The 15,547-nt window shown below is 36.1% G+C and carries 18 protein-coding genes; 13 read left to right on the top strand and 5 right to left on the bottom strand.

Going from position 1 to position 15,547, the window contains the following annotated elements:
* Positions 1 to 40 precede the first annotated feature (40 nt).
* The 4 genes from BW936_RS01630 to BW936_RS01615 form a co-directional block, all read right to left on the bottom strand.
* Positions 41 to 1,030 (bottom strand): aspartate-semialdehyde dehydrogenase, encoded by a 990-nt coding sequence (locus BW936_RS01630; protein ID WP_076546581.1) that lies wholly within the window; start codon positions 1,028 to 1,030, stop codon positions 41 to 43.
* Between the two features lie 240 nt (positions 1,031 to 1,270).
* Positions 1,271 to 1,678 carry a large conductance mechanosensitive channel protein MscL gene (mscL, locus tag BW936_RS01625; RefSeq protein ID WP_076546580.1) on the bottom strand — a complete coding sequence of 136 codons (408 nt, stop codon included), beginning with the start codon at positions 1,676 to 1,678 and terminating at the stop codon, positions 1,271 to 1,273.
* A gap of 84 nt (positions 1,679 to 1,762) precedes the next feature.
* A complete protein-coding gene (gene alr, locus BW936_RS01620) occupies positions 1,763 to 2,869 on the bottom strand; it encodes an alanine racemase (RefSeq protein ID WP_076546579.1) in 1,107 nt (368 codons plus the stop codon).
* Positions 2,862 to 3,506: a thymidine kinase gene (locus tag BW936_RS01615; protein ID WP_076546578.1), complete on the bottom strand. Its 645-nt coding sequence runs from the start codon at positions 3,504 to 3,506 to the stop codon at positions 2,862 to 2,864. Before BW936_RS01615 ends, alr begins: the two co-directional genes overlap by 8 nt.
* 103 nt (positions 3,507 to 3,609) lie before the next feature.
* Between BW936_RS01615 and BW936_RS01610 the strand changes: the two genes are divergently transcribed.
* The 8 genes from BW936_RS01610 to BW936_RS01575 all read left to right on the top strand — a co-directional run bounded on the left by BW936_RS01610 (position 3,610) and on the right by BW936_RS01575 (position 9,712).
* On the top strand, positions 3,610 to 4,302 hold the full coding sequence (locus tag BW936_RS01610) for a hypothetical protein (RefSeq protein WP_076546577.1): 693 nt from the start codon (positions 3,610 to 3,612) through the stop codon (positions 4,300 to 4,302).
* A 154-nt stretch (positions 4,303 to 4,456) separates the two neighbouring features.
* The gene (rsmI, locus tag BW936_RS01605; RefSeq protein ID WP_076546576.1) at positions 4,457 to 5,128 is read left to right on the top strand and encodes a 16S rRNA (cytidine(1402)-2'-O)-methyltransferase; all 672 of its coding nucleotides are present in this window, start codon (positions 4,457 to 4,459) and stop codon (positions 5,126 to 5,128) included.
* A gap of 99 nt (positions 5,129 to 5,227) precedes the next feature.
* Positions 5,228 to 5,599, top strand: coding sequence for a hypothetical protein (locus BW936_RS01600; protein ID WP_076546575.1), 372 nt, complete (start codon positions 5,228 to 5,230; stop codon positions 5,597 to 5,599).
* Positions 5,600 to 5,832: 233 nt separating this feature from the next.
* Positions 5,833 to 6,633 carry an MbnP family protein gene (locus BW936_RS01595; protein ID WP_076546574.1) on the top strand — a complete coding sequence of 267 codons (801 nt, stop codon included), beginning with the start codon at positions 5,833 to 5,835 and terminating at the stop codon, positions 6,631 to 6,633.
* Positions 6,634 to 6,683: 50 nt separating this feature from the next.
* Positions 6,684 to 7,724 carry a cytochrome-c peroxidase gene (locus BW936_RS01590; RefSeq protein WP_076546573.1) on the top strand — a complete coding sequence of 347 codons (1,041 nt, stop codon included), beginning with the start codon at positions 6,684 to 6,686 and terminating at the stop codon, positions 7,722 to 7,724.
* Positions 7,725 to 7,727: 3 nt separating this feature from the next.
* Positions 7,728 to 8,699 (top strand): transporter family protein, encoded by a 972-nt coding sequence (locus BW936_RS01585; RefSeq protein WP_076546572.1) that lies wholly within the window; start codon positions 7,728 to 7,730, stop codon positions 8,697 to 8,699.
* 33 nt (positions 8,700 to 8,732) lie between these two features.
* Positions 8,733 to 9,077, top strand: coding sequence for a HopJ type III effector protein (locus BW936_RS01580; protein ID WP_076546571.1), 345 nt, complete (start codon positions 8,733 to 8,735; stop codon positions 9,075 to 9,077).
* Positions 9,078 to 9,139: 62 nt separating this feature from the next.
* A complete protein-coding gene (locus BW936_RS01575; protein ID WP_076546570.1) occupies positions 9,140 to 9,712 on the top strand; it encodes a uracil-DNA glycosylase family protein in 573 nt (190 codons plus the stop codon).
* A 231-nt stretch (positions 9,713 to 9,943) separates the two neighbouring features.
* Here BW936_RS01575 and BW936_RS01570 read toward each other — a convergent pair whose 3' ends face one another.
* Positions 9,944 to 10,168: a hypothetical protein gene (locus BW936_RS01570; protein ID WP_076546569.1), complete on the bottom strand. Its 225-nt coding sequence runs from the start codon at positions 10,166 to 10,168 to the stop codon at positions 9,944 to 9,946.
* A gap of 536 nt (positions 10,169 to 10,704) precedes the next feature.
* On the opposite strand from BW936_RS01570, the gene BW936_RS01565 reads away from it, so the two are divergent.
* The 5 genes from BW936_RS01565 (at position 10,705) to BW936_RS01545 (ending at position 15,192) form a co-directional block, all read left to right on the top strand.
* Positions 10,705 to 11,133, top strand: a complete 429-nt coding sequence (locus BW936_RS01565) for an OsmC family protein (protein WP_076546568.1) — start codon at positions 10,705 to 10,707, stop codon at positions 11,131 to 11,133.
* Between the two features lie 199 nt (positions 11,134 to 11,332).
* Positions 11,333 to 13,021, top strand: a complete 1,689-nt coding sequence (recJ, locus tag BW936_RS01560) for a single-stranded-DNA-specific exonuclease RecJ (RefSeq protein WP_076546567.1) — start codon at positions 11,333 to 11,335, stop codon at positions 13,019 to 13,021.
* 107 nt (positions 13,022 to 13,128) lie between these two features.
* Positions 13,129 to 13,401, top strand: a complete 273-nt coding sequence (locus tag BW936_RS20155; RefSeq protein WP_394333577.1) for a VOC family protein — start codon at positions 13,129 to 13,131, stop codon at positions 13,399 to 13,401.
* Positions 13,402 to 13,463: 62 nt separating this feature from the next.
* Positions 13,464 to 13,826 carry a hypothetical protein gene (locus tag BW936_RS01550; RefSeq protein WP_076546566.1) on the top strand — a complete coding sequence of 121 codons (363 nt, stop codon included), beginning with the start codon at positions 13,464 to 13,466 and terminating at the stop codon, positions 13,824 to 13,826.
* Between the two features lie 103 nt (positions 13,827 to 13,929).
* Complete coding sequence (locus BW936_RS01545; RefSeq protein ID WP_076546565.1) at positions 13,930 to 15,192, top strand: MFS transporter; 1,263 nt, start codon at positions 13,930 to 13,932, stop codon at positions 15,190 to 15,192.
* The last annotated feature ends 355 nt before the right edge of the window (positions 15,193 to 15,547 follow it).

Below are 15,547 nucleotides of genomic sequence, written 5' to 3'. Positions count from 1 at the left end.
AGCTATGTTTTGAAGGTTTTAACGTTGTAAAGGGTATAAATTAAACTAAGCCCTTTTCTACTAGGTATTCTGAAATTTGTACTGCGTTAGTTGCTGCACCTTTTCTAAGGTTATCTGCAACGATCCACATATTCAACGTATTTCTTTGTGTTTCATCTCTACGAATACGCCCTACAAAAACCTCATCTTTTTCATGAGCGTATATTGGCATTGGGTAGGTATTGGTATCTGGATTATCTTGAACGGTAACGCCGGGCATTTCATTTAACAGACGACGGACTTCATTAAGTTCAAAGTCATTTTCGAATTCTACGTTTACAGATTCTGAATGTCCGCCAGCAGTAGGTATCCTAACTGCAGTAGCACTTATAGAAAAAGTACGGTCATCTAGAATTTTCTGTGGTTCGCGAGCCAATTTCATTTCTTCTTTAGTGTAACCGTTTTCCATGAAAACATCGCAATGAGGCAATGCATTTCTACCAATTGGATAAGGATATGCCATTTCGCCCGGAACGCCTGCAATTTCATTTTCTAATTGCTTTACTGCTTTTACCCCGGTACCCGAAACCGATTGATAGGTAGAAACAACTACGCGTTTCATTTTATATTTTTTATGTAATGGGTGCAATGCCATTACCAATTGTATGGTAGAGCAGTTAGGATTTGCGATGATTTTATCTTCGGATGTAAGCTCATGAGCATTGATCTCTGGTACAACCAATTTTTTTGTAGGATCCATTCTCCAGGCAGAAGAATTATCCACTACCGTGGTACCCGCTTCAGCAAATTTTGGAGCCCATTCTAAAGAAGTGTCACCACCTGCAGAAAATATGGCAATATGTGGTCTTGCCGCTACTGCGTCTGCTAAGCCAATAACCGTATGTTCTTTTCCTTTAAAGGTCATCTTTTTACCTACTGATCGTTCAGAGGCTACGAGTAACAACTCCGTTAACGGAAAATTACGTTCGGCCAATACTTTCAACATTACATCGCCTACCATGCCTGTGGCACCAATTACAGCTACTTTCATTTGTAAAACAATTATATTAAGCGACAAAAATAGGTAATACTGATACTTGGGCAAGTAAAAAAGAATAGAATAATTAAAATATAACAAAATGTTTAATTTGTAACATTGTTGTTTTTTTATGGTGAGTAGAAAAGTGTGGTAAAAAAAAGAACCGTCAACATGTTAGCGAAACATAGTTGACGGTTTTAATTCATGTGGGTTGCAGTGCAACGGTTCCCTAATTATGGGGCATATGTTAGATTACTTTTTTAAAGCATCTCTGATCTCTATCAATAACTCTTCGGTAGTTGGTCCTTTTGGAGCTTCTTTTACCGGAGCCGGTGGAGTTTTAGTTTTGTTATAAGCTTTGACAATTATGAATAAGACAAAACCAACAATGATTAAGTTGATAATTGCATTTATCCATTTACCATAGAGAATTGCGTTTTCAGGTTTAGCTACTACGCCATCTGCACCTACTACTGCTTCATCTAATACAACTTTTAAATCCGCAAAGTCAACTCCGCCACTAAAGTGACCTACTATTGGCATCATAATATCTCCAACAAATCCGCTAACTACTAATCCCATAGCACTTGCAAGTAATACGGCTACAGCTAAATCAATGACATTACCTGTCATGATGAAATCTTTAAATTCTTTAAACATGTTTTAGTGTTTTTTATTAATGGTTAATAGTAAAGTAAAGCAATTTACTAAAAAAACACAAACCTTAATAAAATGTTAATAAAATCAATTCTTTAAAATCCGCTTAATGCGTTGAGAAAGTCCTGTTATAAGTTCATACGTTATAGTCTGTGCAGTTTTTGAAAATTCGTGAGCGGTTAATTCTTTTCCAAAAATAATAACCTCATCACCTTCCTCACATTCAATATCGGTTACGTCAATCATGATCATATCCATACAAACATTTCCTATGATAGGAGCAGCTTTCCCATGAATGCTTACATAGGTTTTTCCTTGCCCGTACTGTCTTCCTATACCATCAGCATGACCCAAAGGCAATGTAGCGGTTACGGTTTTATGCTCAGATTTGTATTTCCGATTATAACCTACGGATTCCCCCGGTAAAATAGTATGTTTTTGAGCAATAATTGTTTTTAAGGTCATTACGGGCTGTAGTTCAGCATCTATATGTGCTTCGTTACCATAGCCATATAGGCCAATACCACTACGAACCATGCCATACTGTGCATGAGGGTAATTTATAATACCCGAAGTATTCAGTACGTGTTTTAACGTGTTAGATTTAAATAAGGTGTCTGCTTTTTTGCAAACAGCATCAAACCGTTTTAATTGAAGGTCTGTAAAATCCATTTCGTTAGGATCTTCGGTAGCTGCCAAGTGCGATAAAAGAGCGATTACCTTTACAGCATTTTGTTGCTGAATAATTGTAGCGATATCCGGTAATTCATGGTCAGAAAACCCCAGTCGGTTTAGTCCCGTGTTAAATTTTAAATGAATAGGATAATCCGTCTTCCCCAATTCTTTGGCTGTTGCAATAAAATCAGACAAGATAGCTTTGGAATATATGCTTGGTTGTAGATTTTTTCTAATGAGGGTTTTAAAATGAACTTTCTGTGGGTGAAGTACTACTATAGGAGCGGTAATACCACCTTCTCTTAGTGTAACACCTTCATTTACATAAGCCACTGCAAAATAATCAGTGCCTAAATTTTCCAGATATTTGGCAATAGCAAGGGCATCACTGCCATAGGCGTACGCCTTTACCACTGCCATAAACTTAGTTTCGGGCTTTATTTTAGAGCGTAAATATGTGTAATTATGACCAAGTGCCTTTAGGTCAATTTCCAGAATGGTTTCCTCTGCCTTAGCCATTTTGGTTCTTTTTGAGGGTATGGACCTCCTCAGGTTTTACTTCCATTGTTTTTACTTTTTCTTTAAGCATGGCTTTGTAATATGCACCTCTGCTTAACGGTTCATATTCATTTACTTCGCCAAGCATTACCAAATTATCATTACTAGACTTTCTAAAACTGTAATTTGCCAAGTTACCTGTACGGGTACAAATTGCATGTACTTTGGTAACGTATTCAGCTGTTGCCATAAGGGCTGGCATGGGACCAAAGGGGTTACCTTTAAAGTCCATATCTAGTCCTGCAACAATAACCCTTATGCCTTTATTGGCGAGGTCATTGCAAACGGTAACTATTTCATCATCAAAGAATTGGGCTTCGTCAATACCGATCACATCACAGGTGTCTGCAAGAATACGAATATTGGCAGCTGCGGGTACAGGTGTAGAACGTATTTCATTGGCATCATGAGATACCACCATATCATCGTCATAACGTGTGTCTACCATAGGTTTAAATATTTCAACCTTTAATTTGGCGAACTGTGCTCTTTTGAGTCTTCGGATCAATTCTTCTGTCTTTCCAGAAAACATTGATCCGGCAATGACTTCTATCCAGCCGAATTGTTCTTTAGGATTAACTGTGTTTTCAAGAAACATTTTGTAATTTTAGACGAAAATATTGGGTATTTCGTTTTTTGTTTAGGAATGATAAAGGTATTAAAAAACCCGCTATTTAGGTCTTTACCGTAAAAATTGTGAGATGAAAAATAAGTTGAAACTGGAATTGAGAAAGTTATCTACAGAAATTTTGACTGCAGATAATTTAGATGATGTAACAAATTTGTATGAGGTTTCTAAAACCCTATACGAGAAACTCGCTGTGCTTAAGTTTATTGAGGTAGAACTCAATGATATGGAGGTAGATGTTTCTAAAAATGCCATTGCGGCAAAGTTCGAAGAAATGGCGAATGCCGTATTGAAAGGAAATCAAGGAGTGCCAGAGAGTAATCCGCATACAGAAGATATTATCAAGTACCCGGGTATGGATACTATTAAGGGTTTTATTTCTGAAATGCCAGATAATGATTCATTAGAAGATGTACTGACAGAGTTTATGTCAGAGCCTCATTTAATGAAGAATGATAATGAACTGTTTACACCTTCTAAAGAAGATTTAAAGCAAGCAGATGCTACGCCAAAGTCATTGAATGATCGTTTGGCAAAGGGCAATGTAAAAGTAGACTTGAACGATCGCTTGGCATTTGTAAAACATTTGTTCAATGATAACATGGAAGATTATAACCGTGTACTATCTCAATTAAATACTATAGATACCGAAGAACGTTCTATTTCATTTATTAAAAATATGGTAAAGCCAGACTATAATAATTGGTTAGGAAAAGAACCATATGAAGAACGATTTATTGAAATGATATCTCGTAGGTTCTCTTAATAATTACAATATGTGTATCACGAACCCAACCTTAGTGTTGGGTTTTTTACTTGATAATAGAGATTTAATGGCTTCTAGGGTTGCATAGAAATCTAACTTAAATTTTCAATATAATACCTCATGAGCGTGCCTTGAGGTTTTTACTATATACTAAATGGGAAAACTTTACTTAGTACCTACACCAATCGGTAATTTAGAGGATATGACCTTAAGGGCAATTAGGGTGCTTAAGGAAGTAGATTTAATTCTGGCGGAAGATACCCGTACCAGCGGTAAACTCTTGCATCATTTTGAAATTGGTACCCAAATGAAAAGTCACCATATGCACAATGAGCATAATATGGTAGACTATTTGGTAGGAAAGCTAAAAGGAGGCGAGAACATCGCATTAATTTCAGATGCAGGAACCCCGGCAATTTCTGACCCTGGATTCCTTTTAACCCGTGCTTGTGTAGAAGCGGGCGTTGAAGTGGAATGTTTACCAGGGGCTACAGCATTTGTGCCGGCATTGGTCAATAGCGGCTTGCCCAATGACAAGTTTGTTTTTGAAGGATTTTTACCTGTCAAGAAAGGAAGGCAAACACGTTTAAAATTATTGTCAGAAGAACCACGTACCATCATTTTTTATGAATCTCCGCATAAGCTAATAAAGACCTTGGGTAATTTTGTGGAATATTTTGGGGCGGAAAGACCTGTTTCCGTTTCAAGGGAACTGACCAAACTCTACGAAGAAACTGTTCGTGGAACTGCCGAAGAAGTGCTAAAACACTTTACAGAGAAACCACCAAAAGGGGAAATTGTTATTATTGTTGGGGGGAATAGGTAATCATTTTATAATTCCTTCAAAATCAAAAGATTTAAGTGTTAATTCAAAGAAATAAATAAGAATATTTCAAAATCAGAATTATCTTCGTATCGATTTAACATGAAAAAAATTCTCACATACACATTTATCCTGTTATACCTCACAGCGATGGTAAAACCGGTGTTGCCTGTATTGGAGTATGTAATAAATCAAGATTATATTGCGGAGGTTTTGTGTATCAATAAAGATAAACCAATGCTTAATTGTGATGGTAAATGCTATTTGTCACAAATGATAAAAAAGCAGCAACAAGAAGATCATCAGGACATTCCTTCAGCAGACCTTCGTGAATACCCAATTGGTTTTGTGAGTATTCTAGATTGTAATTTTCAAAGTACAATAGTTGAAACAAAAGTGGTTTCAATACATCCTAACTTAAACGAGCAACAGTTTATATCGGCTGTTTTTCATCCGCCTACCTCCTTATCTTAAATACAACAAAGTATTCCTGTGCCTTTTTTTAGAAAAGGTACATGCCGTTGTATTCCATAGCACGACACAAAAGCTATAGTCGTGTACACAATCAATTTTTTAAAATTAGGCTTAGTGCATTGGCATTAGGTGAAACCATTACATAAACGAAGGTGTAGTGCGTGATTTTATTTTTGGGTAACACTCAGAGGTACTACTACGCGTACTATATCCAATAATTAATATATCAATACATGAAATCCATATATAAATTTTTAGCATTTACACTGTTAGCCGTATTCACTAGCTGTAGTAGTGATGATGACGCTACAGCAGGATTAATGGGAGAAAACAAGGTAACCCTAGAGTTTGATAATAGTGTAGGATCAGACGATCTACTATTGGCAACCGCTGGTTATACCAACTCGCAGAACGAAACTTTGACCATTACCAGATTAAATTACATTGTAAGTAACTTCAGTTTAACTAATGATGCAGGGGAAGTATTTACCTATGATAAAGAGGAGAGCTATTTTGTTACCAGCGAAGAAACAGGTAGTACAGAAGTAGTGTTAGAGCATATACCAGCAGGCACCTATGTATCTGTAACTTTTGGTATTGGCGTAGACCAAGAAAAATACCTACAAGGAGCTGAAGGTCAAGGTGATTTTTTAACCATAGCCGAAGAAACCAACATGATGTGGTCATGGCAAGCGGGGTACAAGTTTTTAAATTATGAAGGCACTTTTACTTCAGAAACGGTAACGGAACCAACGGACTTTAAAGTGCATATGGGCAGCCACGGTTCTAGCCTGGACAACTACAAAGAAGTAACCTTGAGTTTGGGTACAGATGCTTTGGTAAGCGATGAAATGTCACCTATTATTCACATTGTTGCAGATGCCAATGACATTTTAGACGGAGAGAATAAATTAGCTCTAACAGAGCAATCGGTTATTATGGTAAGTGAAGAAAAATCACCAAAAGTAGCTTTGAACACTGCCAGTATGTTTACAGTAGATCATGTTCATAACGGTACTGGAGACTCACACTAAATTCATTGGGTCGCTCTTTTTTGGGCGACCCTATTTTAAAATAATAAAAGATGAAATATCTATTTTGGGTATTAGTGTCCGTGTTTTTGGTGTCTTGCCACGAAGATGACGCGTATGTGGCTGTTAAGAATACTTTTTTAACGGTAGACGTTCCTGAGAATTTTCCTGCACTAGTGTATGATATAGAAGCAAATCCGCCAACACAATTGGGCTTTGAGCTAGGCAAGAAATTATTCTATGATGGCAAACTATCCTCAAGCGGATTTATCTCTTGCGGTTTTTGTCATGAGCAGAGCTCAGCATTTACCCACCACGGACATCAATTTAGTCACGGTGTAAATGATTTAGAGGGCACAAGAAATACCCCTACCATAGCTAACATGGCATTTTTTACTGAATTTGCTTGGGATGGTGCTACATCGCATTTAGATCTTTTTCCAATAATTCCTATTACCAATGAGGTAGAAATGGGAGAAACCATGACCGGTGTCATTAACAAACTCATAGCAGATGCCGAGTATCAAAAAGAATTTGAAATGGCTTTTGAAGAAGGCGGGGTAAATGCAGAGAATTTTTTAAAAGCGATAGCTCAGTTTATGGTCATGATGATTTCTTCAGATAGTAAATACGATAAGTATGTACGTAATGAAGCAGGCGGAGAATTGACAGAAACCGAAGCAATGGGGCTAGGTGTTTTTCAGCAAAAGTGTGCTTCATGCCACGCTACAGATTTATTTACAGATGGCAGTTTTAGAAACAATGGTCTGCCGCCTAATCCACAATTAAATGATATGGGTAGAGCAGAAGTAAGTGGTAGCGATAGTGATAATTACAAGTTTAAAGTGCCTAGTTTAAGAAACGTTTCATTGACTGCGCCGTACATGCATGATGGCAGGTTTGGTAGCCTAGAATCTGTGTTGAATTTCTACACCAATGGTATGGTAGCATCGGAAACGTTAGATGATTCTTTACGAACCAAAGACGGATTAGGAATTGCATTAAACGACGAAGAAAAGGCCGGATTGCTAGCCTTTTTTGAAATTTTGACGGATGACACTTTTATAAATGACGAACGATTTTCAGAATATTAAAATATGAACAAGACAATAATTTTTATGTTTTTGCTTGGCGGATTATTTACTGTCCAAGCAAATGAGAACCCTAAGGGGAAAGCCGAATGTATTTGGAAAAATACAGCTTACGAGTATTTTTGTGATACCTGTGGATGCGGTGGAAATGGAGGAAGTATGGGTTTTGGTACCGGACTAAATAATAACTTCGTAGGACTACGGTATATTGGTCAAAAGTATCGTTCTCGTGATGGTATTTTTGATAATTCCCCATGGATAAATGAAAATTTCAATACGGTACAAGCATGGGGTAAACTCCCTGTTGGAAAAAGGGTATTGGTAAATGCCTTGCTGCCGTATCATTCACATAACAGAACGTTTGCAGATAATACCGAACAGACCATAAACGGTATTGGAGATGCCACAGTCTTGGCCTATTATAACGTACTACGCCAAACACCCGATAGTGTAATCTCCATTAAACCGGAACATGCCTTACAAATTGGTGGTGGTGTAAAAATGCCCACCGGTAGTTTTGATGCCGCCAACATTGAAGGTAGTGTCAACCCAAGTTTTCAATTGGGTACCGGTAGTTGGGATTATATTTTAGCTGCCAATTACGGAATCACCCATAGAAACTGGGGCTTGTCTGCCTTGCTGAATTATACCATAAAAACTGAAAATAGTAAAAGCTATTTGTTCGGTAATCAATGGAATGTGGCGTTAAACACGTACAAGACGTATTACCTTTCTCCGTCTATATCCCTAAGCCCGCAAATAGGTTTGGGTGGAGAGATTTTTGAAGAGAATAAAGAGTTTAGTCTTACTGTGCCAGATACTGGTGGCGAAGTTTATTTTGCGCGTTTTGGTGTAGAAGCAAATTACAATAGCTATGCATTGGGTATTTCTAGTATGCTGCCTATAGCTCAAAATTTGAATGAAGGTAAAGTAGAGGTAAAAAATAGGGTTTCATTATATTTGAATATCAATATTTAAAAAATAACCTTAGCTAAGACCAAAATAATACCCATGACATTAATAGAATTCAAGAATAAAGTAGCGGACACACCAAAAGAAGTTTCCTTTTCAGACACTATGGTGGTTATAGATTCAAAATACAGTTTTACACCTACGGCATATACTAACGGGAGCGTAAGGAATGAAGCTGGACAGAATTCCGGCTCCTGTAAATTATTTTCTTTCGCTATAAAAGAAGGATTAACAAAAGAGGAAACGTTGACTTGTTTTGGGTCTTATTATTTTGATGAGGTATTACTAGACCTAAAGGGTAATTCCCATCAGAATATTAGAAATTTTATGGCAACTGGTTTTGAAGGATTGTCATTTGATGGAGAAGCGCTAAGGTTGCTTTAAAACTATATGTCATTGCTTCTCCTGATACGTATTGGGAGAAGCATATGTTATCTACATAAATAATGCAGAATTTATTATCTGAAATAAGAGGTTGTGAGGTTTGTAAGGCACATTTGCCTTTAGAGCCCAGACCTATTGTAGCAGGTGCCAAGAATTCAAAAATAATAGTAATTGGTCAGGCACCGGGTAGAAAAGCCCATGTAGAGAATAAACCGTGGGACGACCCTAGTGGTAGAAAATTGCGAGAATGGTTGGGAGTCACTGATGAAGATTTTTATGATCCCAATAATTTTGGAATTATACCTATGGGATTCTGTTACCCCGGTAAAGGGAAATCAGGAGACTTGCCACCAAGAAAAGAATGTGCCCCATTATGGCACCCAAGAGTATGGGAAGAATTTAAAAACGTAAAGCTTATTCTGCTGATCGGTAAATACGCTCAAGACCAGTATTTGGGAGAACAAGCCAAAAAAAACCTGACCGAAAACGTTTTGCACCACAAAGAATTTCTACCAAAGTACTTCGTATTACCGCACCCATCGCCCGTAAATCGCTTTTGGAGAAGTAAAAATCCATGGTTTGAAGAAGATGTTGTTGGGGAGTTGCAAGAGTTGGTGGCTAAGATTTTGAAATAAAACGTAATTGCGAGGCACGAAACAATCTGATTGTTATTTTGATACCTAATAGAATACCACCTGAACCACTGCTAGGGTCTTGAGTAAAGAATTCTAAAAATTTCAAATATTCTTTCAGGAAAGAAAATGAGTAGTGTAGTAAAAACTATGATGGGGAGTACCGCCCATAATAGTATTAAACGAATTGATTTATAGATGTATTTCCCATTAAACTTTGGAAGTATATTAATGTTAGGATTCATCTTGTTTAGATATAATAGATTTTAAAATTTGAACTATATAGTTGTTCTTAGTTCGTTCTTTTAAACTTGATTTTAATTCATAATTCCCACTTGCTTCAATTTTAGGAATATCAATTTCTTTAAAGAGTTTAATTCTTCTTTCTTTAAATAATTCTTTAATTATTGTAACAATAATTAAAGTGATTGGAATTGTCACAAGCCAAATATTTTCCATAGCTCCTTTCTTTAATTAATAAAATTTCTAAATGTTAATATTTTTATAGCATTTAGAATTTATGTTATTTCTGATTTTCTAATCATATAACACAATTCATGTATTATTGGCTAGTCTTTGTAATTATAACATTATCAATCAATATTAGAAATTCTATTTTTAAGTATTGGTTATGGTTGGTAATCTAAATCATATAATAAGAGATTATTAAATTTAAAAATAAATTAAAGTATTGAAAATCAATATATTGTATGTTTGTTCTTTGTTTTTAAAGAGCTATTTAATTTTCAAAATTGGTTTCACCAAAGAAACCAGAATAAAATTTAAAAGTTAAGATGAAGTCTGCTTAATAAACATTAGATTTTGATTTAATGTAAAGATTACTTTTTGCGTTAAATTATATTTTATTGTCCAAAATTAAAATACTTTCATTTTTAAAATATGTAACTAAAATTGATTTACTATCGTTGGTTCATCTAATAATTAACCTAGCTTAATATTATCGTATTTTTGTAGCCTACAAAAAACATAAAACTATGAGTACAACAAATCATATTAGCACAAAATGGTTGGGCAACATGTCCTTTGAAAGTAACAATCCATCAGGGCATTCATTGAAAATTGATATCGCTAAAGAAGACGGTGGTGATGGTAGTGGTTTTAGACCCAAAGCTTTAATGCTTTCTTCATTAGCGGGTTGTTCTGGCTTAGATGTAGCGGCAATGTTCAAGAAGATGAAGTTAGAAGTAGATGAGTTTCATATTGAAACTATTGCAAATCTAACAGATGAGCACCCAAAGTTTTATGACAAAGTAGTGATAGAATATCATTTTCATGGGGAAAACCTAAATGAGAAAAAACTACAACGAGCAGTAGACCTTTCCATTGAAAAATATTGTGGAGTAATGGAAATGTTCAGACAATTTGCCGAGCTAGAGATTAAGACTGTTTTTCATACAAAATAAAACGTCATTGCTTCTTCCGATAGTAATCGGAAGAAGCAATCTGTTTGTTTGGTACAGCTAATTGAGAGATTGCTTCGTGCCTCGCAAAGACGATATCGATTATACTCTAAATACTGATAACTGATAATGCCAACTGAGGAATTTGATATTTGTATGTGAAGAATGGAAAACTGATACTGAAAACTGAACACTGACTATAATGCGCTGGACAATAAAACCAAAACCGAAACAAGAAGATATTGATGCTTTGGCCGATGCGTTAAAGGTTGATGATTTGGTGGCGCAATTATTATTGCAAAGAGGAATTTCTACCTATGAGGAGGCTAAGAATTTCTTTCGTCCGCAGTTAGAAGATTTGCATGATCCTTTTTTAATGAAGGACATGGATATTGCCGTGAACAGAATTGAGGAAGCTATTGCTAACGGAGATAATATTTTGGTGTATGGCGATTATGATGTAGATGGTACAACCGCTGTAGCTTTAATGTCATCTTATCTTTTAAGGTATTACCCGAACGTAGCTACCTATATTCCGGATCGGTATGATGAGGGTTATGGAGTTTCTTTTAAAGGAATCGATTTTGCTGAGGATAACGGATTTACATTAGTTATTGCTTTGGATTGCGGAGTGAAGGCAATTGATAAAGTTGCTTACGCAAAAGAAAAGGGAATCGATTTTATCATTTGTGACCACCACAGACCTGGTACAATATTACCAAGTGCAATAGCAATTTTAGATCCAAAAAGAGAAGATTGTTTATATCCGTATGATGAATTATGTGGTTGTGGAGTTGGTTTTAAGCTGATTCAAGCGTTAGGTTCCCGAAGAGGAGAAACTATTGATGATGTCATCTATTACCTTGATTTAGTGGCAACTGCAATTGGGGCAGATATTGTACCAATAACTGGGGAGAATCGAATACTTGCATTTTATGGATTACAGGTTATCAATCAGCAACCTAGAATAGGATTTAAAGCCATTATTGATCAAATCAATAAAAAAGAACTGACCATTACAGATGTGGTTTTCATCATTGCACCTAGAATTAATGCAGCTGGTAGAATGAAACATGGTCAATATGCAGTAAACCTACTCACGGAAACCAATATGGATCAAGCTATACAGTTTGCTGCTGAAATTGAAAAATTTAATACGGATAGAAGGGGACTGGATCAAGAAATTACGATTGAGGCACTAGGGCAAATTCAAGAAAATCAGGAGGAAGAAGGTTTTACTTCTGTGGTTTATAAAGATACTTGGCATAAAGGAGTTATCGGTATTGTAGCATCAAGGTTAACGGAAACCTACTATAGACCAACGCTGGTTTTTACAAAAAGTGGCGATAAGTTGGCGGCATCGGCAAGATCGGTCAGAGGGTTTGATGTGTATAATGCCCTAGAAGGTTGTGCAGATTATATTGAGCAGTTTGGTGGGCATAAATATGCCGCAGGATTAACCTTGTTAGAAGAGCAGTATAATAATTTCAAGCATAAGTTTGAAAAGGTTGTGAAAGAGAGTATAGACCCGCAAATGTTGATACCTGAAATTACAATAGATACCGTAATAGAATTGAAAGATATCACCCCGAAATTAATGCGAATTCTAAAACAGTTTGCCCCTTTTGGTCCGGGTAATATGTCGCCAATTTTCATGGCAGAAGACTTAAAAGATACCGGTTATGCAAAGGGTGTAGGTAAAGAAGAAGCGCATTTAAAAGTTTCGGTAGTTCAGCAAGGCAGCCATAGAATTGATGGTATTGGCTTTAATATGGGTGATAAACTTTCATTGGTAACGGGTAGAAAGCCTTTTAATGCTGTTTTTGCTATTGATGAAAATGAATGGCAGGGGAATGTTAGTTTACAGCTGAAGCTAAAGGACATTAAATAAGAACAGCACATATTGCTATATGGTTGATTGCTTATAAGCAATGTGTACGTTTTATGAAACGAATTTAATGCCGTAGCAGGATAAAAGTATCATGATCCTACGAAAGAATTCACCTGTTATTTTTTTTAAGTTTTATAGCGGGTAGTGGTTTAAAAATTAGGTATAAGTCAATTATTACTGTAGCCATAAATGATACCATTTCTGCCAGATTTATACATTTTGCCATGTCAACCCGCTCAAAAGAACAAGTAGATGTACTAACGGAGAAGCTTAGGATAACCGGAGTCACAATTGTTGGTGAACCTAGAACTACAGATGATGGCTACTTTGAAAGTGTCATTCTAGACCCGGAAGGAAATCAAATAGAATTCACTATTTAACATTCTTATTTATAACTGTTCTAAATAAGATCCATATATTTATACTAAATATGTAGATTCTTATGAACGATATACATCCTATTTACCAGAATGATTTTGGAATAGCCTTTCAATGGAAAAAAGAGAAACCTAGTCAATCTAACAAAGTACAGGTGATTTTCAGGGATATTGGGCTATTACTTACCTATAATGAGCTACGTCATTTTGCTAAATGTATTGCAGATACGGTAGAAAACGGAAAGGGCAATCTTTGTGGAGATTGCAAAACAAAGGAAGCATGCAGGTCCTTATTATTGAATACGCCTGCTCACCAGATAACCTTTGCAGTAAGTTACCAAGAGGCTATAGAGGTTAGAGATTTAATAAATGGTACGTTATTTAAGCTAGAGCTAGATTCCTTTTTTGGCGAATTGGGAATTGGATAGAATCCTTTAAATTTTTACCTAAACTATAGATTAATTAGTTGGTTTATCTTTATTTGTCCGGTAATTTATTAAATATCTTTGAAGTCTATTCAGAGATTTTCCTATGCGCGTAAATGATTCCTATGCAGCCTTAAGATTTAAGGAATTTAATATTTTTCTTTTAGTTCGTTTTGCCATGGTTTTTGCCTGGTCTATGCAATTTATTGTCATAGAATGGCAGGTGTATTCCATGACCAAAGATCCATTGTCATTAGGTATTATTGGTTTGATGGAAGTAATACCCGCAGTTAGTATGGCGCTTTTTGCTGGTCACATTGTAGATCAGAAAGAAAAACGAAATCTGTTGATCAAGTGTATTTGTGGTTTCTCTGTCATTAGTTTCGGACTTTTTATGCTGAGTCTACCTTCTGTTTTAGAAACCTATGAGACCAAGTCAATTCTGTATGGAATTTATGTATTGGTCTTCTGTGGCGGATTGGTCAGGGCATTTTTAGGTCCCACCATATTTTCATTAATTGCGTTGATCGTTCCTAAAAAAATATACCCAAATGCTGCTACATGGAGTAGTACCACTTGGCAAATGGCAGCTGTATTAGGTCCTGCTTTAGCAGGGTTCTCCATTAGTCTTATTGGTGTACATTGGTCCATGTGTGTCATATTCGGTTTTTCTTTATTGGCATTAACGGCACTTTTTAATATTTCTAAGAAGCCAATTCTAAATCCAAAACTAGGGGAACCGGTTTTTCAGAGCTTAAGAGAGGGGCTAACGTTTGTATTTAAGACCAGAGCGGTATTAGGTGCCCTGACCTTAGATATGATTGCGGTATTGTTTGGTGGTGCAGTAGCATTGTTGCCCATCTTTGCTCAAGATATATTACATGTAGGTTCAGAAGGCTTTGGAGTATTAAGAGCTGCACCAGCTGTAGGAGCCGCGTTAACTATGTTAGGGTCTACTAGATTTCCTTTGCATAAAAATGCAGGGAAGAAGTTATTATTGGCCGTATTCGGTTTTGGAGTGTGTATGATCGTTTTTGGTTTATCAACCTATTTCTGGTTATCTGTTATTGCCTTATTCTTAAGTGGAGCGGTAGACGGGGTGTCCATGATTATAAGACAAACTATATTGCAATTAAAAACACCGGATAATATGCGTGGGCGTGTAGCCTCGGTAAACTCCATGTTTGTAGGGTCGTCTAATGAACTTGGTGCGTTTGAAAGCGGATTAACGGCAAAATTGATGGGTACGGTGACCGCCGTAGTTTTTGGGGGTACCATGACTTTGTTCACTGTGGGCTTAACGGCAATTGTTTCTCCCAAGTTTAGAAAGCTTGATTTACAAAAAGATGTAGAAGATCACGAGCGTTAATTTACTTTTCAGTAATACCATAAAAAAGGCTCCTTGTATAAGGAGCCTTTTTTATGGTAGGTTTTACTTAATGTTTGGGTCATTAAGTTATTGTAACTTGTAGGTAAACTGTAGATTTGGGAATAAACACTTTATCTTAACAACAGTGTAAATATAGCACCAATGTCTAGTTGGAGCTAACTTTTGTTGTGAAGTGTCAATTTTTATATGTAAGAAAAAGATTACAAGTGGTTTGTTGCATTTTTACACTACACGTTATCCATATTATAGTAATATTTGATCAAGAATGAAAGATGGATTATTTCGCTATATAGAACTAGTGATTTCACAGATTTACTTGTTTAAAAATTTTAGA

It is taken from the genome of Maribacter ulvicola (assembly GCF_900155985.1).
Taxonomy (GTDB): Bacteria; Bacteroidota; Bacteroidia; order Flavobacteriales; family Flavobacteriaceae; genus Maribacter; species Maribacter ulvicola.
The sequence above is the reverse complement of the archived record's forward strand: the minus strand, read 5'-3'. Positions and strand labels throughout refer to the sequence as shown.